This window comes from Streptomyces sp. NPDC093018, assembly GCF_040684035.1.
Classification (GTDB): domain Bacteria; phylum Actinomycetota; class Actinomycetes; order Streptomycetales; family Streptomycetaceae; genus Streptomyces; species Streptomyces murinus.
Window position 1 is genome coordinate 273,144 of the sequence record NZ_JBFBFF010000004.1, and the last position, 19,365, is coordinate 292,508.

Below are 19,365 nucleotides of genomic sequence, written 5' to 3' on the forward strand. Positions count from 1 at the left end.
CATGAGGGAGTCGATGGCTGACATCGCCGGGACCGCCCTCCGGCTGGGGCACCCGACGCATGCCCGCGCCACGGCACATCATCCGGGCCCGGACGCCGACACCCCCCTCGTCGCCGACGTCTGGATCGGCGGCGACCTCGGATTCGTCCTCCTTCTGCACCGCAGGGGCGACGGCCTCATGGCCGAAGAGCTGTACTACTCCTCGCGCGGGGAAGACGGCGTCTGGGAGCGCCCGGAACATCTCAGCGGGGGCATCGTGGGCGTGGAGACGGCGGACCCCTCCGCCGTCGAGGGCGTGCTCGCCGGGGCGCCGATGTCCGTGGTCGCCGAATCCGAGTCCCTGGTGTACACGAGACCTGGCCCCCACAGCGACGGCGAGGCGTTCGTGCACGTGTGGGAGCTCCTGGTGAGCGGCGAGGCGGACCTCATCGAGATCGAGCGCTGTTCACCGGCCCTCCCCGGGACCTCGGTGCTTTCCCGACGGGATCTGACCGGCCCCCTGGTCCTCCTTGTCCTGCTGCCTGGCGAACGCGCGCGTGTTCAGGCCGTGCGAAGAGGGGATTCATCGCTCACCCGACTCGGCGACCCACTGGAACTCCACCACCCGGAGAGGTGACGCCCTGAACCACCTCGACGCCGACCTGCGCTGGATGGCCACCACCGGGGGCCCGGCTGACCACGTTGACCTCGGAGGTCGAGACGAACGTGAAGCGCGGGGGGCCTGAGGAGCGGCGAGGCACCGTTGCCGGCGGGGATCGTACGACCGGGCGAAGGTTCGGTGTCGTACGCCGGGCGGCTCCGCATGCACCGTTGCGCCTCGTCCGTGCGGCCAGGTCGGCGCCCGGGGCCGTCTTGGCCGCCGTCAGCTCCCGCATTCGCGCCGTGTGCGCGGCCTGCTGGGCGTGCAGACAGGCGGCCGGATCGCCGCAGGACAGGACGGAGACGACGACCCTGGCGAAGATCTCGTTCGACACGAACGGCGCGGGCGGCGCGATCTCACCGGCCCAGTGCGCCGGCTCCCGCGCGCCGGCGCCCGTCGACCGGTACCGGGTGCGCTCGGGACCGCCGTCCGTGTCCCTCCCCTCGATCTCCGCGAGACCGTCCCTGACCAGGCGTTGCAGCGTCGGCTAGACCTGCCCGTAGGCCGGCGGGCGCGCGCCTGCGGGCGGCGTTCGTGAGTGCGACGGCGTTCACGGGGTAGGGCTGCGATGACCCCCAAGGCCCAGGACGACCCCCGAAGACCCAGGACAAGGAGGCCCCCGTGGCCGCACCGGCCCGCACCCCGATTCCGGCCCAGTGGAAACACGGCCGTGCCGACAGTGTGCGCAAACCCCTGGCGGAGACGTCCGCCGAGACCATCGAGTCGATCGAGTCCACCGAGACCGGAGAGATCAGGCTGTACGCGTTCAACGCGGAGGCCGCCGCCACCACGGCGCCGCTCACCAGTGAGCCGCCGCTGCCCGCCGCCGAGCCCCTGACCAGCGAGCCGCCGCTCGCCGACACCAGCACCCTCACCAGCGAGTCGGACGCCTACGCGGCGGGGTCGTAGATGACGGGGACGCGCACGGACGAGCTGGCACGGCTCGCCGAGCTGCACGGGGTCGCCGTCTCCTACCGCCCCGCCCCGGACCGTACGGTCACCGTCCCCACCTCCGCCGTCGTCGCCGCGCTGCATGCCCTCGGCGTCGACGCCACCACCCCCGAAGCGGTCCGCGCCGCGCTCGCCGACCGGGAACGCGCGCTGGGCGAGCGCCTGCTGCCGCCGACCGTCGTGCACTGGGCCGGCGACACCCACGACCCCGCCGCCCTCACCGCCCTGCCGCCCGGCACCCGGGTGCGTATCGAGACGGAGGAGGGCGAGGAGTCGTACCGCGCGAGCGCCCCCCTCGTCGCCGGGCTGCCCCTCGGCATCCACCGGGTCACCGCCACCGCCCCCGACGGCCGCACCGCTCACGCCCACCTCGTCGTCGCCCCCGACCGGCTGCCCGCGCCGCCCGGACGCTCCTACGGACTCCTCGTCCAGCTGTACTCCCTGCTCTCCCGCCGCTCCTGGGGGATGGGCGACCTCGGGGACCTCGCCGAGCTGGCCGACTGGGCCGGGAGGGTCGCCGGGGCCGGGTTCGTGCAGGTCAACCCGCTGCACTCGGCCGTGCCCGGCGCGCCCACGGACCCGTCGCCGTACCGGCCCTCCTCCCGGCGCTTCCCCGACCCCGTGCATCTGCGGGTCGAGGACGTCCCCGAGTACGCGTACGCCGAGGACCGCGAACGGCTCGCCGGGCTGCTGGAGCGGGCCGCGCGGCTGCGGGCCGCCGTGCTCGACAAGGGCGCCCTGATCGACCGCGACGCGGTGTGGGAGCTCAAGCGCGAGGCACTGGAGACAGTCCTCGCCGTCCCCCTGGGACCCGGCCGCCGCGCCGCCTACGACGCCTTCCGCGCCGCCCACGGGCAGGCCCTCGACGACCACGCCACGTACTACGCCCTCGCCGAGACCCACGGCCCCGACTGGACCACCTGGCCCGACGGCCTGCGCGACCCCCGCTCCGCGGCGACCGCCCGCGCCCGCGCCGAACTCGCCGACCGCGTCGCCTTCCACACCCGCCTCGCCTGGCTCACCGACGGACAGCTGCGGGCCGCGCAGCGCACCGCCCGGGAAGCCGGGATGCCGGTCGGGATCGTGCACGACCTCGCCGTCGGCGTGCATCCCGAGGGCGCCGACTCCTGGGCCCAGCAGGACGTCTTCGCCGCCGGCACGTCGGTCGGCGCGCCCCCGGACGCCTTCAACGCGCGCGGCCAGGACTGGGGCCTGCCGCCCTGGCGTCCCGACCGCCTCGCCGCCTGCGGCTACGCCCCCTTCCGCGACCTCCTGCGCGCCCTGTTCGGCTATGCGGGCGCCCTGCGCATCGACCACGTCATGGGCCTGTTCCGGCTCTGGTGGATCCCCCAGGGCAGCCCGCCCACCGAGGGCACGTACGTCCATTACGACGCCGAGGCCATGCTCGCCGTCCTCGCCCTGGAGGCCGGGCGCGCCGGATCCGTTGTCATCGGCGAGGACCTCGGCACCGTGGCACCCGGCGTCCGCGAGACTCTGCAGCGGCGCGGCGTGCTCGGCACCTCCGTGCTCTGGTTCGAACGCGACTGGACCGGCGACGGCCGCCCGCTGCCCCCCGAACGCTGGCGCGCCGACTGCCTCGCCACCGCCACCACCCACGATCTGCCGCCCACCGCCGCCCGCCTCACCGGCGACCACGTCGAACTGCGCGACCGGCTCGGCCTGCTCACCCGCCCCGCCGCAGAGGAACGCGCCGAGGCCGTCGCCGACGCCGCCGAGTGGCTCGCCCTGCTGGGCAGCCTCGGACTGGTGGGCGGCCTCGGACCGGTGGGCGGCCTCGGGCCGGTGGGTGGTACGGCGACCGGGCCGCCCGGTGCCGACGAGGAGGCGGAGGTCCGTGCCGTCCACCGGTTCCTGCTGCGCACCCCGGCCCGGCTGATCGGGGTCTGGCTCCCGGACGGCGTGGGCGACCGGCGCCCGCAGAATCTGCCGGGCACCTGCGCCGAATACCCCAACTGGCGGTTGCCGATCGCGGACCGCGAGGGCAGGGCGGTACCGCTGGAGGAATTGACGGCCGCCCCGCGACTGCGCGCGCTTCTGGAGGTGTTCGCCCAGCTCAGGGGCGGTTGAGGAGCCGCTACGGGACCCCGGGCGCGCGTCCTTCCGGGTGATTCGCTAACTTGAGATCGTGGACAAGAAGAACGCCCTGCGCGCCGGCACCCTGGGCGCCGGTACGACGCTGATGATGCTGCTCATGTCGTCCCCTGCGCTCGCGCTGATCCGCGACGACGGCGACGACCCCGGCCCGGGCCTGAGCGTCGTCCAGACGCTGGGTCTGTACGTGCTGCTCCCGCTGGTCCTCTTCGGGGTCATCGCCGGTCTGGTGATGGTGCTGTCCCCCAACAAGAGCAAGACGCCCTCGTCCAACATCAACGTCAAGCCCGACGCCCAGGCCAAGGTCTGATCGCCGGATCATCTGTTCTTACGCCGGGGGCGCCTGTCCTCCCGTCGGTACGCGCGTTCGCCGTACCCGGGTGAGGTCGGCGCCCTCGGCGTTTCCGCGTCCGCGCATTCCTGTTTCGCTACGGCTGCTCCGGTGCCGAGCGGCTGAAGGCGGCCGGGAGCAGCTCGGCGACGGGCAGCCGGGTCAGCCGCTGCCCCTCGGTCTGGACCAGGACCTCGATGCCGGGGAAGTAGTCGATCAGCACCTGCCGGCAGCGGCCACAGGGCGGGATCACCGCCATGTCGCGCGAGCGCACGGCGACCATCGCGGTCAGCTCGTACGACCCCTGCCCCGCGGCGGCGCCGATCACGACCAGCTCGGCGCAGGGGCCGCCGGTGAAGTGGTAGACGTTCACGGCCGTGACGATCCCGCCGTCGCCGGTGCGCGCGGCCGCCGCCACGGTGTGCAGGTCGGGGCGCGCGTACTCCTCGGCGACGCGGCGGGCGGCGGCGACGAGGGCGAGGTCGGCGTCGGCGCCGGCTTCGGTGCCGTCAGTGGTGTTCACGGGCAGTGAGTCTCTCCCGGCGGGAGGCGTACCGCATCTTGTTTCACGGGTTCGGCGCGGTCAGATAGCGCTGCACCGTCGGTCCCATCCAGGCCACCAGCTCCTCCCTGGTCAGCGCCTGCGAGGCGGGCATCCGGAGAACATGCCGGGTGAGCGCCAGGCCGAGGAGCTGGGCGGCGCAGAGGGCGGCGCGGGCCGGGACCTGCTCGGGGTCGGGGCACACCTGCCGGGCCACCGGGAGCAGCTGGTCGCGGAAGACGCCCTGCATCCGCTCGGCCCCGGCCTGATTGGTGACGCCGACCCGCAGCATGGCCCGCAGCTGCTCGTTCCCCTCCCACAGGTCGAGGAAGTGGCCCACCAGCGCGCGGCCGGCCTCCTCCCGCGGCACCGGCGTGAGGTCGGGCAGCCGCAGATCGACGTCGATGGCCGCGGCGAACAGTCCCTCCTTGCTGCCGAAGTAGCGCATCACCATCGACGGGTCGATCCCCGCGTCCTTGGCGATGGCGCGGATGGTGGCCCGGTCGTAGCCGTCGGCGGCGAAGCGTTCGCGGGCGGCGGTGAGGATCGCGGTGCGGGTGGTGTCGGAGCGGCGGGGTGGGGGTGCGGGCGCGGGGGAGGTGGTGGGTTCCGGCGCGGGCGCGGGCGCGGGCGCGGGCGGGGGCGCGGGCGGGGACGGGTGCTTTTCGGTCACGCCAACGAGCGTAGGCCAACACGCGTGGGCCAACAAGTGTTGACCCGCCTCCGGCCCCGCACTACCGTTGTCAACGGACGTTGGCCAACAGGTGTTGACCAACAAGCGTTGGCCGACAGAGGTTGGCCAACAAACGTTGACCCACGGGCGTTGGCACCCACAGGAGGCCACCATGACCGGCACCAACGGAAATCCCACCAGCACCACTCGCGCCACCGGCACCACCGACCACACCGGCGTCATCGTCGTCGGCTCCGGACCCACCGGCCTCCTCCTCGCCGGTGATCTCGCCACCGCCGGTATCCCGGTCACCGTGCTGGAGAAGCGCCCCCGGAAGATCAGCAACCTCTCCCGTGCCTTCGCCCTGCACGCCCGCACCCTCGAACAACTCGACGCCCGCGGCCTCGCCGACGAGCTGGAGGCCACCGGCCGCACCCTTGACCGGCTGCGCCTCTTCGGCCGCCTCTCCATCGACCTCACTGACCTCCCCTCCCGCTTCAACCACGTCCTCGTCCTTCCGCAGTACGAGGTCGAGAAGGCGCTGGCGCGGCGGGCCGTCGAGGCGGGGGCCGGGTTCCGGTACGACACCGAGATGACCGGGCTCGTCCAGGACGCGGACGGGGTGACGGTCGAGACCCGCGGCGCGGACGGCCGTACGGAGTCGCTGCGGGCCGCGTACGTCGTCGGCGCGGACGGCATGCGCAGCGCGGTGCGCGGTGCGATCGGGCTGCCGTTCCCCGGGAAGTCGGTGCTCCGCTCCGTCGTCCTGGCCGATGTGAAGCTCGCCGAGCAGCCGGAGGGGCTGCTCACGGTCAACGCGGTGGGCGACGCGTTCGCGTTCCTCGCGCCGTTCGGGGACGGGTACCACCGGGTGATCGGCTGGCACCGCGGCCGCGATGTGCCCGACACCGAGCCGCTGGACCTGGCCGAGGTCAAGGAGATCACCCGGCTTGCGCTCGGCCGTGACTACGGGATGCACGACGCCCGCTGGATGTCCCGCTTCCACAGCGACGAGCGGCAGGCACCGGCGTACCGGGTCGGGCGGGTGTTCCTCGCCGGGGACGCCGCGCATGTGCACACCCCGGCCGGCGGACAGGGCATGAACACCGGCCTCCAGGACGCGGCCAACCTCAGCTGGAAGCTGGTCTCCGTCCTCGCCGGGCACGCGGACCCGGCCCTGCTCGACACCTACCAGTCCGAACGGCACCCCGTCGGCAAGGCGGTCCTGCGCAGCAGCGGCGGGCTCGTGCGGCTGGCGATGGTCAAGCACCCCTGGACCCGGGCCGCCCGCGCCGCGCTCACCGGGCTCGTGAGCACCCTCGGCCCCGCCCGCCGCAAGGCCACCGCCCAGATCACCGGCATCGGCTACCGCTACCCCGTGCCCCGCGGCACCCACCCGCTCACCGGCACCCGCGTCCCCGACGTCCGCCTCGCCGACGGCACCCGCCTCTACGAGGCCCTGCGCGACGGCCACTTCGTCCTGATCACCCCGGCCCACGAGCCTCTGGTCCAAGAGCCCCCGACCCCCGAACTCCCGCCCCACCCCGACCGTCTGACCACGGCCCACTGGGCGAGCGCCCGCCGTACCACCCTCCTGGTCCGCCCCGACGGCTACGCGGCCTGGGCCACGGACGCCGACCCCGCCCCGGGCGCCCTGCGATCCGTCCTGACCACCTGCCTGGGCCCCGCCCCCGCCCGCCAACTCCACTGAGAGGGACGCCGCTTACACTCTCCACGTGGCAGTCCTGAGCACCCCGCACCACTGCTTCCTCTGACCGGAGGACGACGAGGGCGACGCCGTACGGCATCGCCCTCCTCGCTGTGCCCGGCGGCATGAACCCCGGGCACCGTCCCCTCCCGTCGGTCCGCCAGGAGTGCCTTTCCCATGTCCGCCATGCCCGCGCCGCTTTCGCGCGCCCTCCTTCCCCTCCTCGACCTGCTGCGCTGCCCCACCTGCCGCGCACCCCACCTGAGCCCCGCCCCCGGCGCCCTGCGCTGCCCGGCCGGGCACACCTTCGACATCGCCCGCCCCGGCTACGCCGCCCTCCTGACCGGCGCCCGCGCCACCAGCGGCGACGACGCGCCCATGGTCCGCGCCAGGGAACGCTTCCTGGCCACCGGCGGATACGCGCCGCTGCGGCGGGCCGTGGCCCGGCTGGCCGCCGGGACGGGGACGCGCCCGGCCACGGTCGTGGACGCGGGCTGCGGCACCGGCTACCACCTCGCCGGTGTCCTCGACCGGCTGCCCGGCGCCCGCGGCCTCGGCCTGGACTCCTCCGCGCGCGCCCTGCGCTCGGCCGCGCGGGCCCACGACCGGGCCGCCGCGGTGAGCTGGGACCTCTTCCGCCCGCTCCCGCTGGCCGACGGCACGGCCGATGTCGTCCTGGACGTGTTCGCCCCGCGCAATCCCGCCGAGTTCCACCGCGTGCTGCGCCCGCACGGCCGCCTGGTCGTCGTCCGCCCCACCGCCCGGCACCTCGCCGAACTGCGCGACCGGCTGCCCGCAATGGTCGCCGTCGACCCGGACAAGGAGCGGCGGCTGCACCGCGCGCTGGACCCCTACTTCGAGGACGGCGGCACCGCACGGGTCGAGTACGGGCTGGACCTGGACGCGGCGCAGGCCCTCGACCTGGTCGCGATGACCCCGAGCGCACGCCACCTGGAGCCCGCCGGAGTGGCCGGGCGGGTCACGGTCTCCGCCCTGGCCACCGTCTACCGGCGGCGGCCGGTCAGCCCCGGCGCACCTCGTACAGGAAGCAGCCGTACTCCACAGCCCGCACATGGACCGACGCCACCTCCGGGTCGCTGAACGCCCAGGCGAGGGCCGCCGGGAAGTCCTCGCTCACCAGTTCCCCGCCGAGGATGTGCCCCTGCGCCGAGTAGCGGCGCAGGACGCGGTGGGTGTCGGTGAAGGGCAGCTCCGGGCCGGGCCGGCCGGGGCAGCCGTTCGCGTGCACGAAGACCGGCCCCCGCTCGTCGTACGCGCCGGGGCGGGCGCCGGTTTCCGCCGCCCAGCGGCGCAGCGGGGCGTACGAGACCAGGGCGATGCGCTCCCCGGGTGCGCTGCGGCGCAGACAGCAGCGCAGCGGAGCGCCGCCCTCCGGGTCGAGGTAACCCGCCGCGGGAACGCCCGCGTCGTCCTCGGTGAGCAGCGCGGCGAGAGTGCCGGCCGGAATGGGGCACACGGTGTACGTCGTCATGAGTCCACCTTCCGGCGGCGCGGCCCACGTCACCGGCGGCATACGGACATCGCGTTCCCGCCGGACGGCATGGAAGGATGGCGCAACCCACACATAACGAGGAGATGACCGCGTGCCTGGCACAAACCTGACTCGCGAAGAGGCGCGGCAGCGGGCTGAGCTGCTCAACGTTGACTCGTACGAGATCGATCTCGACCTCTCCGGCGCGCAGGAGGGCGGTACCTACAGGTCCGTGACCACGGTGCGCTTCGACGTCGCCCGCAGCGGGGCGGAGTCCTTCATCGACCTGGTGGCCCCGGCCGTCCACGAGGTCGTGCTCAACGGCGACCGGCTGCAGCCGGCCGAGGTGTTCGCGGACTCGCGGATCGCCCTGCCGGGTCTGCTGGAGGGCCGTAACGTCCTGCGGGTCGTGGCCGACTGCGCGTACACCAACACCGGTGAGGGCCTGCACCGGTTCGTCGACCCGGTCGACGAGCAGGCCTATCTGTACACCCAGTTCGAGGTCCCGGACGCGCGCCGCGTCTTCGCCTCCTTCGAGCAGCCGGACCTGAAGGCCACCTTCCAGTTCACCGTGACGGCGCCCGAGGGCTGGACGGTGGTGTCGAACTCGCCGACCCCCGAGCCGAAGGACAACGTCTGGACGTTCGCGCCGACGCCCCGTATCTCGTCGTACATCACCGCGCTGATCGTCGGCCCGTACCACTCGGTGCACAGCGTCTACGAGAAGGACGGCCAGAGCGTGCCGCTCGGCATCTACTGCCGGCCCTCGCTCGCCGAGTTCCTCGACTCGGACGCGATCTTCGAGGTCACCCGGCAGGGCTTCGACTGGTTCCAGGAGAAGTTCGACTGCGCGTACCCCTTCGAGAAGTACGACCAGCTGTTCGTGCCCGAGTTCAACGCGGGCGCCATGGAGAACGCGGGCGCGGTCACCATCCGCGACCAGTACGTCTTCCGGTCCAAGGTGACCGACGCGGCGTACGAGCTGCGCGCGGAGACGCTGCTGCACGAGCTGGCCCACATGTGGTTCGGCGACCTGGTCACCATGGAGTGGTGGAACGACCTGTGGCTGAACGAGTCGTTCGCCACCTACACCTCCATCGCCTGCCAGGCCGCCGCCCCCGGCTCGCGCTGGCCGCACTCGTGGACCACGTTCGCCAACTCCATGAAGACCTGGGCGTACCGGCAGGACCAGCTGCCCTCCACGCACCCGATCATGGCGGACATCCGCGACCTGGACGACGTCCTCGTCAACTTCGACGGCATCACCTACGCCAAGGGCGCCTCCGTCCTCAAGCAGCTGGTGGCGTACGTCGGCGAGGACGAGTTCTTCAAGGGCGTGCAGGCGTACTTCAAGCGGCACGCGTTCGGCAACACCCGCCTGTCCGACCTGCTGGGCGCCCTGGAGGAGACCTCCGGACGCGACCTGAAGACCTGGTCGAAGAAGTGGCTGGAGACCGCCGGGATCAACATCCTGCGGCCCGAGGTCCAGACGGACGCCGACGGGGTCATCACCTCCTTCGCCGTGCGCCAGGAGGCCCCCGCGCTGCCCGCCGGCGCCCAGGGCGAGCCGACCCTGCGCCCGCACCGCATCGCGATCGGCCTGTACGACCTCGACGCGGCCGGCAAGCTGGTGCGCACCGAGCGCATCGAGCTGGACGTCGACGGTGAGCTGACCGCCGTACCGCAGCTGACCGGCAAGGCGCGCCCGGCCGTGATCCTGCTCAACGACGACGACCTGTCGTACGCCAAGGTCCGCCTGGACGAGCAGTCCCTCGCGTTCGTCACCGAGCACCTCGGCGACTTCGAGGAGTCCCTGCCGCGCGCCCTGTGCTGGGCCTCCGCCTGGGACATGACGCGGGACGCCGAGCTGGCCACCCGCGACTACCTCTCGCTGGTGCTGTCCGGCATCGGCAAGGAGTCCGACATCGGCGTCGTGCAGTCGCTGCACCGCCAGGTGAAGCTGGCCGTCGACCTGTACGCCGACCCGGCCGCCCGTGAGGCCCTGCTCACCCGCTGGACCGACGCCACGCTCGCGCACCTGCGCAGCGCCGAGGCGGGCAGCGACCACCAGCTGGCCTGGGCGCGGGCCTTCGCGGCGACCGCCCGCACCCCCGAGCAGCTGGACCTCCTGGAGGCCCTGCTGGACGGCTCCCAGACCATCGAGGGCCTGGCGGTGGACACCGAGCTGCGCTGGGCGTTCGTGGAGCGCCTCGCGGCCGTCGGCCGGTACGACGAGGCGGAGATCGCCGGCGAGTACGAGCGGGACAAGACCGCCGCCGGTGAGCGGCACGCGGCCACCGCCCGTGCGGCCCGGCCGACCGAGGAGGCGAAGGCGGAGGCCTGGTCCTCGGTGGTCGACTCCGACAAGCTGCCCAACGCGGTGCAGGAGGCCGTGATCGGCGGCTTCGTGCAGACGGACCAGCGCGAGCTGCTGGCGCCGTACGCCGAGCGGTACTTCGAGATCGTCAAGGACGCCTGGGACGCCCGTTCGCACGAGATCGCCCAGCAGATCGCCGTCGGCCTCTACCCGTCGCTCCAGATCTCCGGCGAGATCCTGGACCGCACGGACGCCTGGCTGGCCTCGGCCGAGCCCGGCGCGGCCCTGCGCCGCCTGGTCTCCGAGTCCCGCGCGGGCATCGAGCGCGCGCTGAAGGCCCAGGCCGCGGACGGCGCCGCCCGGTAGCAGCGGCGAGCGGTACGAGGAAGGGGCGCCCGGCGAAGCCGCCGGGCGCCCCTTTCGTCGTCGCGCGGGTTACTTGGCGGACAGCTCCGCCGCCACCAGCTCCGCGAGCTGCACCGCGTTCAGCGCGGCGCCCTTGCGGAGGTTGTCGTTGGAGACGAACAGCGCGAGGCCGTGGTCCACCGTCTCGTCGCCGCGGATCCGGCCGACGTACGACGGGTCCTGGCCGGCCGCCTGGAGCGGGGTCGGGATGTCGGAGAGGGCGACGCCCGGGGCCTTGGCGAGCAGCTCGGTGGCGCGCTCCGGGGAGATCGGGCGGGCGAACCGGGCGTTGATCTGCAGGGAGTGGCCGGAGAAGACCGGGACGCGCACACAGGTGCCGGAGACCTTCAGCGCGGGGATCTCCAGGATCTTGCGGGACTCGTTGCGGAGCTTCTGCTCCTCGTCGGTCTCATGCAGACCGTCGTCCACGATCGAGCCGGCCAGCGGGAGCACGTTGAAGGCGATCGGGCGCTTGTAGACGGCCGGCTCGGGGAAGTCGACCGCCGCGCCGTCGTGGGTCAGCCTGTCGGCCTCGGCGGCGACCTTCTGCACCTGGCCGTGCAGCTCCGCCACGCCCGCGAGCCCGGATCCGGACACCGCCTGGTACGTCGCGACGATCAGGGCCTCCAGGCCCGCCTCCTCGTGCAGCGGCTTGAGGACCGGCATCGCGGCCATGGTGGTGCAGTTCGGGTTGGCGATGATGCCCTTGGGGCGGTCCGCGATCGCGTGCGGGTTCACCTCGGCGACGACCAGCGGCACCTCGGGGTCCCGGCGCCACGCCGAGGAGTTGTCGATCACCACGGCGCCCTGCGAGGCGACCTTTTCGGCCAGTGCCCTGGAGGTCGCGCCGCCCGCGGAGAAGAGCACGATGTCCAGGCCGGAGTAGTCGGCGGTGGCCGCGTCCTCCACCGTCACGCCGTCGAGCACCGTCCCGGCCGAGCGGGCCGAGGCGAACAGGCGCAGCTGCGTGACCGGGAAGTCGCGCTCCACGAGGATCCTGCGCATGACCGTGCCGACCTGACCGGTGGCTCCGACGATTCCGACCCTCACGACGACTCCCTCTGTCCGATTCCTGCCTGGCCCCGGGATGACCGGGGCGTTTCCATGATGCGGCCGACCCCGGTCCACCTGTCCAATTCTTTGCGACATGTGCCCGAGGAGTGGGACACCGTCGGCCGTGGGGACGGTTCCGGTTCCACAGGCGTCCCCTGGCCCGCCCCTGCCCCTACGGATCGCGCTCATACGACGATGTGACGTACGCCTCTGCCTGTCCCTCGGGCCGGTCCGAACGTTTCCGCCCGCCGTGGCGTCGTAGGGGCGTCGTAGGGCGGAAGGGGAGGGGGTGGCCCGTGCGGTGGGGAGGGGCGCGCCGGGGCGGCGGTGGTACGGCTGGTCCGATCCGGGCACCGTACGACGGCGGTACGGCGGCCACGCGTGGCGGCAGCGGCGGCGATCCGCTGGACGCCGTGCAGGAGCGGCGGGTGCGGGCGGTGCTGGCGCTCGGCGGGGTGCCGCGGTCGGAGCTGGCGGACGGGGTGCAGCAGGTGCGGCTGCGGCTGCTGGAGCGCTCCGCGAGCGGGCAGGAGGCGCCGCGGGACGTGTCGGCGTGGGCGGCGGTGGTCGCCTCCCGGCTCGCGATGGACTGGCACCGGGCCAGGAAGCGGCAGGAACGGCTGGGGGAGCGGCTGGCCGCGCTGCCCGCACCGGCGCCCGCGGCAGGCGAGGAGTCCCGCCTGCTCTCCCTCGCCCTCGGACAGGGCCTGGACGAGCTCCCGCCCGCCCAGCGCCAGGTGCTCGTGCTGCGCTTCTACGCCGACCTGCCGGTACGGGACATCGCCGAGGCCCTGGGCATCCCCGAGGGCACGGTCAAGAGCAGGCTGCACACGGCGGTCCGCGCCCTGCGCGCCCGGCTGCACAAGGACGGGGTGGTGTGACATGAGCACCGGGGACGAGCGGTACGACGGCGAGCGGTACGGCGACGACGGCCTGGACGCGCTGATGGCCGCGATCACCGGGGAGCCGCTGCCGGAGGAGGCCCGCCGGGACCCGGCGTTCCTGGCGGAGCACCGGGCGGCCCAGGCGGACCTCGCGGCGCTGCGGGCCGGGCTGGAGCGGCTGGCGGCGGCGCTGGACCCCCCTCCGGCGCCTCGGCGCCTCGAAGGGGCGCGGGGAACCGCGCGACCGGCCACGGACGGCCCGCACCCGCGTACGTTCCACGCCCCGCGGGCGATGCGGCGCGGCGGCGAGGACGACTCACCCTCGGCTCTCGCACGTCCCGTGCCTACGGCGAACCCCGTGCCCACGGCGAACCCTGGGCCCACCGCGAACCCCGCGCGCACCGCAAACCCCGTACGCATCGCAAACCGCGCCCGCCCCGCACCTCCGGCCGGTCCGGTCGGCCGGGACCGCCGTGCCCGCCGCCCCCTCCGCGCCGCCCTCGCCTCCCTCGGCGTCGCCGCCGCCCTCTGTCTCGTCGCCGGGATCGGCTGGCTCGGCGCCCACCCGGGCGGCGCCGGCGTCTCGGCGGACGGGGCCGGCCAAGGGGGCAAGGCGGCGCGGCCCGGCGAGAAGGCGGGGGGAGCGGACGCGCCGCGGCGGGAGTCGGCCTGTGCGGCAACGGTCGTGGAAGGGACCGTGACCGAGGTCGAGCCCCAGGGGACCGGCGACCGGGTCACCGTGGCCGTCGTACGATCCCACGAACCCGCCCAGGGACCGGCCGAGATCGGCTTCCTGCTCGGAGGCGACGCGCGCCCGGCGCCGCACCGGGGGCAGCATGTGCTCGTCGAGGTCGGGCGCGGGGGCCGGGAGGCGAGCCGGTGGACCGTCGGGGACGCCGCGGTGGCCGCCGAGCGCGCCCGGATCGAGGCGGCCTGCACGGGGCCCGGCAGATGACGTGCCAGGAGGCCGGGAACCCCCTCGTACCCCGGTAGTTGAACGGAAGGCGACCGGCCCTCGGCGAGGCGCGGACGAGTCCATGGCCGGGCCGGGGGCCATAGATCCACGTACGGTGATCGGCGCCCCGAGTTGCCGTGGCGTTCGCATGAATGCCATCCCCGTTGCCAAGGGTCCATAGCAAGCGGGGCGTTCGCGTCCGTGACGGCCCGCGGCCACTGCCGACGCGTTCGCACTCGGGGAGATCGCACCATGTCGCGCCTACGCTCTGCCGCCACCTCCGTAGCGGGGGTCGACCGCCGTACCGTCCTCACCGCCGTCGGAGCGGTCTCGCTCGCCGCGGGTGTCGGCTTCGCCCTGCGCCCCACCGACAGCGAGGCCGCCACCGCCGCCACCGCCGCCACCGGGCAGACCCCGGTCGCCCAGTCCCGGCCGGCCGCCGCCGCACCGCTCGCCCCCTACCGCACGGGCACCACCCTCGCCACCGTCTCCGCCCCGCACGGCTCCGGCTACCGGCGACTCGCCGACGGCCCCGGCTGGCAGCGGGTGGTGCGCACCGAGCTGGCCAAGCCCAAGGTCGGCCGGGACAAGCGCCGCCACGCCATCGCCGCGTTCGTGCAGTTCACCGATCTGCACCTGCAAGATGTGCAGCACCCGCTGCGCCTGGAGTACCTGCGCGCCGCCCACCAGGACGTCTGGCGGCCGCACGAGGCGCTCACCGTGCCCGGCGCCGTCTCGCTGGTGGAGCGGGTCAACGCGCTGCGCGGCGCCCCCGTCACCGGCGCCCCGCTCCAGTTCGTGATGACCACCGGCGACAACACCGACAACAACGCCCGCTCCGAACTGGAGTGGTTCATGAAGGTGATGAGCGGCGGCCGGATCACCCCCAACACCGGCGACCCGAGACACTACGAGGGCGTGCAGAACAGCGGCCTCTCCCTGTACTGGCAGCCCGAGTCCACCGCCGGGGACAGCGACAAGGCGCTCGGCTTCCCGCACCTGGACGGCTTCCTCGCCGCCGCGATCCGCGAGGTGCGCAGCCCCGGGCTCAACCTGCCCTGGTACTCCACAGTCGGCAACCACGACGCGCTCCCGCTCGGCATCTACGGCGCCCACGGCGACCCCTACCTCGCCGAGGCCGCGATCGGCGGCAAGAAGCTGTTCAGCGTGAGCGCAGCCGACGCCAAGAAGCTCCAGGACTCCATCTGGAGCGGCAAGGACCCCAAGGGCGCCGTCTACCGCGACTTCCTCAAGTCCCAGGCGAGCGGCATGCGTTCGGTCACGGCGGATGAGTCGCGGGCCCTGTACACCCCGGCCGAGTACCTCAAGGCCCATCTGGACCCCGCCTACCAGGGCCACGGTCCGGCGGGCCACGGCTACTCCTCGGCGAACCTCGACGCGGGCACCCAGTACTACGCGTTCCGGATCGCCGAGGACGTCATCGGCATCAGCCTGGACACCACCGACGCGGGCGGCCACTACCAGGGGTCCGTCGGGAGCGCCCAGTTGAAGTGGCTGGAGAAGACGCTCCAGGACAACAAGGGCTCCCACGCGGTCGTCTTCAGCCACCACACCAGCGACTCGATGACCAACCAGCGCCCCGACCCGGCCCGCCCCGGCGAGATGCGGCACACCGGCGCCGAGGTGGTCAACCTGCTGGCCCGGCACGCCAATGTGCTGGCCTGGGTCAACGGGCACAAGCACGAGAACGAGATCACCCCGCACCGCAACAGCGCGGGCGGCTCCTTCTGGGAGATCTCCACCGCCTCCCACATCGACCACCCGCACCTGGCCCGCATCATCGAGCTGGTCGACAACAAGGACGGCACGATCTCCCTGTTCACCACCCTGATCGAGTCCGCCGCCCCGGCCCGCACCGACTTCACCGACTTCTCCCAGACCGGACTGGCCTCCCTCTACCGGGAGTTGGCCTTCAACGCCCCCGGCGCGAAGACCAACCTTGCGGGCACGGCGGTCGACCGCAACGCCGAACTGGTCCTCAAGAAGGGCTGACGCCCGCGCCGGGCCGACACGGGACGGGCCGACACGGGACAGGTCGAACAGGTATCTTCCCCCGACCGCACACCACCGGCTGGGGGAAGACATGCGCGTCCGCACCGTCCTGGCGAGCACCACCGCCCTGCTCCTGACGACCGCCCTCGCGACCACCCTCGCGACGGCCTTCGCGCCCCCGACCGCCTCCGCCCCCGCCCACACCGCGACCGATCACACCGCGACCGTACGGGCCCTCGAAGCGGCGGTCCGCTCGGGCGTCCCCGGCGCGACCGTCACCGTCCGCGACATCCACGGCACCTGGTCCGCCACCGCCGGGACCGGCGACCTGCGCACCGGCAAGCCCCGTTCCCCCGACGACCGTTACCGCATCGGCAGCCTGACCAAGACCTTCGTCGCCACCGTCCTGCTCCAGCTGGAGGCGGAGGGCAGGCTGTCCCTGGACGACACCGTGGACAAATGGCTGCCGGGCCTGGTCGAGGGCCATGGGAACGACGGCCGCCGGATCACCCTGCGCCAACTCCTCGGGCACACCAGCGGGATACCCGACTACACCGCCGACCCGGACTTCCGTGCCCGGTACCTCACCGAGGACGGCTTCCGGCAGCACCGCTACGACACGCCCACCCCGGGCCAGTTGGTGGCCATCGCCCTGCGCCAGGCGCCCGACTTCGCGCCGGGCACCTCCTGGCGCTACTCCAACACCAACTACGTGATCGCCGGGATGGTCATCGAGAAGGCGACCGGACGGTCGTACGCCACCGAGATCACCCGGCGTCTCATCGAACCGCTGCGGCTGACGGCGACGTCCGTGCCCGTCGGGGAGACCGAGGTGCCCCGGCCCAGCAGCCGGGCCTACTCGACGTTCGACGGGTCGGTGGGGGAGCCGTACGACGTCACCGACCTCGATCCCGCCCTCGCCGCGGCCTCCGGTTCGATGATCTCCGACTCGGCCGACCTGGACCGCTTCTACGCCGCCCTGCTCGGCGGACGGCTGATTCCCGCGCGCCAGTCGAGGGAGCTGCGGACCACCGTGGCGATCGCGGCGGCCCCGGACGTCCGCTACGGCCTCGGGCTGATGGACCGGCGGCTGTCCTGCGGTGTCCATGTCTGGACCCACACCGGTGACATCCTGGGCTCCGCCTCGGTCGCCGCCTCGACACCCGACGGCCGGCACACACTGGCCCTGAACTTCGACGGGGACCGGGCGGGGGACACGACCGCGGTGCTGGACGCCGAGTACTGCGGCGACTAGCCCTGCGACTCCGGCCCCCGCTCCCACTGAGCCTTCGCGCCGTAGGCGTGCTGGTCGCCCTGCTGTACGGCGAACACGGTCCCGGAGCCGTGTGCCGTGTTCGTCTGCCGCAGCACCCGCCCCCGCGTCCCGCCCCCGGGCGCGTCTTCGACGGCCGCCGCGAGCCGTTCCAGCGCGGCGCGGACGGCCGGGTCGCGCCGGAGCAGCGCGGTCAGCTCCAGGGTCCAGTAGGAGAAGAGCGCCTGCCGGGCCGCGTCGGGGTCCGGGGCCTGCCGGACGAGCGTCGCGTTGCCGTCGAGCTGGCTCTCCAGGGCGGCCCTTCGACGGCGGTCCGGGCGGAAGAGGGCGACGACGGCGCCGCGGGTCTCCTGCCACAGATCGGTGGCCATCGCGGTGACCACGGCGGCGGCCCCGGCCTCGGCGAGCACGGTCAGTTCGTCGTTCATACGGCCTTCCTCAGTGCTTTCTCTCGATCCGGATGTGCTGGGTGCCGTGCTGGGTGGCGTAGACGACGCCGTGCCCTGAGGCCTTGTTGACCATCTTCGAACCGGCCGGTTCCGAACTGCCCGGCTCCTCCTGGGCGTCGGCCGGTTCGGGAGCGGCCTCCGCCGTCGGCGGCCGGCCCGGCAACTGGAGCCAGGCGTCGGCCGTGTGCTCCTTCACCGTGAAGCCGACCTTGCGGAAGTCCTCGGGGAACAGGCCGAGATGGCCGTGCCGCACCGTCTCGTCGTAGAAGTGCCCGGACAGCAGCAGCGACGCGGGCACCGTCTGTGGCGCCCCGGCCAGCGCGGCGCGCGCGGGCGGCGCGTCGAGCAGCCTGGCCAGGACCTCCAGCGGGCTCCCGGCGACCGTCCCGTCCGGGGACACCTGGACATCGCCCGCGTGCAGCGCGATCCGCACCCGGATCCGGGTCAGCGGCGAGGCCCCCCGGTTGTACGTGCGCAGCCGCAGGGCGAGTTCGGGCACCAGCGGATGGACGAGCGCCGCCTTGCGGGTGCCCGCCGGTGCCGTCACCCGCAGCCCGTCGCCCAGATCGTGGCGCAGACACGCGGACCAGTCGACACCGCTCGCCTCGAACGCCTCCCTGAGCATCTCCGCGAGCCGCGCCCGGATCTCCAGGAGCGCCCGGTCCCCGCGCCCGGCGGACCGCTCGATGTCCACGGCCAGCACGGCCCGGTACTCCAACTCGTCGTTCATGGCACCCGCTTCGGCTCGGCGGCGGAGGTGACGTACTCCAGTCTTCCCACGCCGGTGTGCGCACAACTCGTAGGAATACGGGGTTGGGCGGGGATACTGGGGCCATGGTGGACGGCACACGGTCCCTCGCGCGTTCCGGACGGCGGCCGCGCGAGGAGTGGGACTGGCCGGCGCCCAGCCTGCTCGGCGGCCTCGGCGCGGACGCGCGCGCCCGCTTACTGGGCCTCGGGACACGGGTGCGCTACGACGCGGACCGGATCCTGATCCGGGAGGCGGAGCACACCGACTTCGTGCTGATCCTGCTGGACGGCGTGGTGAAGGCCACCGGCCGCACCCAGGACGGCCGGGACGCCCTGCTCGCCGTGCGGATGGGCGGTGATCTGGTGGGCGAACTCGCCGCCGTGGACGGCAATCCGCGCTCGGCCACCGTCACCACCTGCGGTCCGCTCGTCGCCCGGATGGTGACCCGCGCGGCCTTCCTGGACTGCCTGCGCCGGGACGCGCGGATCGCGGACGCCGTGAACCGCGCCATCGTGGCCAAGCTGCGCCTGGCCAATGCCCATCGCATCAACTTCACCGGCTGCGATGTCGGCACCCGCCTCGCCCGGGTGCTGCACCATCTCGCGATGACCTACGGGGAGCGCGCGGGCGCCGGTGCGGTGATCCACTGGCCGATCACCCAGCCCGAACTGGCCACCCTGGCGGGCGCGGCCGAGCCCAGCGTGCACAAGGCGCTGCGCGCGCTGCGCCGTTCGGGCGCCGTCGCCACCGGCTACCGCAGCGTCCGCATCGAGGACCTCGCCCTGCTGCACCGCATCGCCTACCCGGAACCCTGAAC

At 73.6% G+C, this 19,365-nt stretch carries 18 protein-coding genes and 1 pseudogene; 12 read left to right on the forward strand and 7 right to left on the reverse strand.

What is annotated here, in order from left to right; genetic code table 11:
* Nucleotides 1-13: 13 nt before the first annotated feature.
* The gene (locus AB0N90_RS11840; protein WP_365195257.1) at nucleotides 14-616 is read left to right on the forward strand and encodes a hypothetical protein; all 603 of its coding nucleotides are present in this window, start codon (nucleotides 14-16) and stop codon (nucleotides 614-616) included.
* A gap of 211 nt (nucleotides 617-827) precedes the next feature.
* Here AB0N90_RS11840 and AB0N90_RS11845 read toward each other — a convergent pair.
* Nucleotides 828-1,210 (reverse strand): annotated as a pseudogene (locus tag AB0N90_RS11845) (PadR family transcriptional regulator); the annotation flags it as partial.
* Between the two features lie 51 nt (nucleotides 1,211-1,261).
* Here AB0N90_RS11845 and AB0N90_RS11850 point away from each other — a divergent pair.
* From AB0N90_RS11850 to AB0N90_RS11860, 3 genes are read left to right on the forward strand one after another with little or no spacing between them, the layout of a single operon-like run.
* Nucleotides 1,262-1,549, forward strand: coding sequence for a hypothetical protein (locus AB0N90_RS11850; protein ID WP_256638312.1), 288 nt, complete (start codon nucleotides 1,262-1,264; stop codon nucleotides 1,547-1,549).
* The gene (gene malQ / locus AB0N90_RS11855) at nucleotides 1,550-3,679 is read left to right on the forward strand and encodes a 4-alpha-glucanotransferase (RefSeq protein WP_365195260.1); all 2,130 of its coding nucleotides are present in this window, start codon (nucleotides 1,550-1,552) and stop codon (nucleotides 3,677-3,679) included. It begins immediately after the preceding gene.
* Nucleotides 3,680-3,737: 58 nt separating this feature from the next.
* A complete protein-coding gene (locus tag AB0N90_RS11860) occupies nucleotides 3,738-4,013 on the forward strand; it encodes a hypothetical protein (RefSeq protein WP_085564762.1) in 276 nt (91 codons plus the stop codon).
* 118 nt (nucleotides 4,014-4,131) lie between these two features.
* Here the strand turns inward: AB0N90_RS11860 and AB0N90_RS11865 are convergent, their stop codons facing one another.
* The gene (locus tag AB0N90_RS11865) at nucleotides 4,132-4,557 is read right to left on the reverse strand and encodes a cytidine deaminase (RefSeq protein ID WP_365195263.1); all 426 of its coding nucleotides are present in this window, start codon (nucleotides 4,555-4,557) and stop codon (nucleotides 4,132-4,134) included.
* 43 nt (nucleotides 4,558-4,600) lie between these two features.
* A complete protein-coding gene (locus tag AB0N90_RS11870) occupies nucleotides 4,601-5,122 on the reverse strand; it encodes a TetR family transcriptional regulator (RefSeq protein ID WP_365195799.1) in 522 nt (173 codons plus the stop codon).
* Nucleotides 5,123-5,420: 298 nt separating this feature from the next.
* Here AB0N90_RS11870 and AB0N90_RS11875 point away from each other — a divergent pair, with 298 nt between their 5' ends.
* Nucleotides 5,421-6,959, forward strand: a complete 1,539-nt coding sequence (locus tag AB0N90_RS11875) for an FAD-dependent monooxygenase (RefSeq protein WP_365195264.1) — start codon at nucleotides 5,421-5,423, stop codon at nucleotides 6,957-6,959.
* A gap of 183 nt (nucleotides 6,960-7,142) precedes the next feature.
* The gene (locus AB0N90_RS11880; RefSeq protein WP_365195801.1) at nucleotides 7,143-8,057 is read left to right on the forward strand and encodes a methyltransferase domain-containing protein; all 915 of its coding nucleotides are present in this window, start codon (nucleotides 7,143-7,145) and stop codon (nucleotides 8,055-8,057) included.
* Here the strand turns inward: AB0N90_RS11880 and AB0N90_RS11885 are convergent.
* Nucleotides 7,978-8,448, reverse strand: a complete 471-nt coding sequence (locus AB0N90_RS11885) for a DUF1203 domain-containing protein (RefSeq protein WP_365195267.1) — start codon at nucleotides 8,446-8,448, stop codon at nucleotides 7,978-7,980. The two genes, AB0N90_RS11880 and AB0N90_RS11885, sit on opposite strands and share 80 nt — an antisense overlap.
* Before the next feature lie 112 nt (nucleotides 8,449-8,560).
* Between AB0N90_RS11885 and pepN the strand changes: the two genes are divergently transcribed.
* Nucleotides 8,561-11,131 (forward strand): aminopeptidase N, encoded by a 2,571-nt coding sequence (gene pepN / locus AB0N90_RS11890; protein ID WP_365195270.1) that lies wholly within the window; start codon nucleotides 8,561-8,563, stop codon nucleotides 11,129-11,131.
* Nucleotides 11,132-11,200: 69 nt separating this feature from the next.
* Here pepN and AB0N90_RS11895 read toward each other — a convergent pair whose 3' ends face one another.
* On the reverse strand, nucleotides 11,201-12,220 hold the full coding sequence (locus tag AB0N90_RS11895) for an aspartate-semialdehyde dehydrogenase (RefSeq protein ID WP_365195272.1): 1,020 nt from the start codon (nucleotides 12,218-12,220) through the stop codon (nucleotides 11,201-11,203).
* A gap of 347 nt (nucleotides 12,221-12,567) precedes the next feature.
* On the opposite strand from AB0N90_RS11895, the gene AB0N90_RS11900 reads away from it, so the two are divergent.
* The 4 genes from AB0N90_RS11900 to AB0N90_RS11915 all read left to right on the forward strand — a co-directional run bounded on the left by AB0N90_RS11900 (nucleotide 12,568) and on the right by AB0N90_RS11915 (nucleotide 17,330).
* Entirely contained in the window at nucleotides 12,568-13,104 is a 537-nt protein-coding gene (locus AB0N90_RS11900) for a sigma-70 family RNA polymerase sigma factor (protein WP_361668894.1), read from the forward strand.
* Nucleotide 13,105: 1 nt separating this feature from the next.
* Nucleotides 13,106-14,062 carry a hypothetical protein gene (locus AB0N90_RS11905; RefSeq protein WP_365195274.1) on the forward strand — a complete coding sequence of 319 codons (957 nt, stop codon included), beginning with the start codon at nucleotides 13,106-13,108 and terminating at the stop codon, nucleotides 14,060-14,062.
* A 252-nt stretch (nucleotides 14,063-14,314) separates the two neighbouring features.
* Nucleotides 14,315-16,075, forward strand: a complete 1,761-nt coding sequence (locus tag AB0N90_RS11910) for a TIGR03767 family metallophosphoesterase (RefSeq protein ID WP_365195276.1) — start codon at nucleotides 14,315-14,317, stop codon at nucleotides 16,073-16,075.
* 91 nt (nucleotides 16,076-16,166) lie between these two features.
* Nucleotides 16,167-17,330, forward strand: coding sequence for a serine hydrolase domain-containing protein (locus AB0N90_RS11915; RefSeq protein WP_365195279.1), 1,164 nt, complete (start codon nucleotides 16,167-16,169; stop codon nucleotides 17,328-17,330).
* On the opposite strand, the gene AB0N90_RS11920 is transcribed toward AB0N90_RS11915, so the two are convergent.
* Both AB0N90_RS11920 and AB0N90_RS11925 read right to left on the reverse strand, forming a co-directional pair.
* Nucleotides 17,327-17,776 carry a hypothetical protein gene (locus tag AB0N90_RS11920; RefSeq protein WP_361668181.1) on the reverse strand — a complete coding sequence of 150 codons (450 nt, stop codon included), beginning with the start codon at nucleotides 17,774-17,776 and terminating at the stop codon, nucleotides 17,327-17,329. The genes AB0N90_RS11915 and AB0N90_RS11920 overlap by 4 nt on opposite strands.
* A gap of 10 nt (nucleotides 17,777-17,786) precedes the next feature.
* Nucleotides 17,787-18,527: a hypothetical protein gene (locus tag AB0N90_RS11925; RefSeq protein ID WP_361668179.1), complete on the reverse strand. Its 741-nt coding sequence runs from the start codon at nucleotides 18,525-18,527 to the stop codon at nucleotides 17,787-17,789.
* A 104-nt stretch (nucleotides 18,528-18,631) separates the two neighbouring features.
* On the opposite strand from AB0N90_RS11925, the gene AB0N90_RS11930 reads away from it, so the two are divergent.
* Complete coding sequence (locus AB0N90_RS11930) at nucleotides 18,632-19,363, forward strand: Crp/Fnr family transcriptional regulator (protein ID WP_365195282.1); 732 nt, start codon at nucleotides 18,632-18,634, stop codon at nucleotides 19,361-19,363.
* Nucleotides 19,364-19,365: the final 2 nt, after the last annotated feature.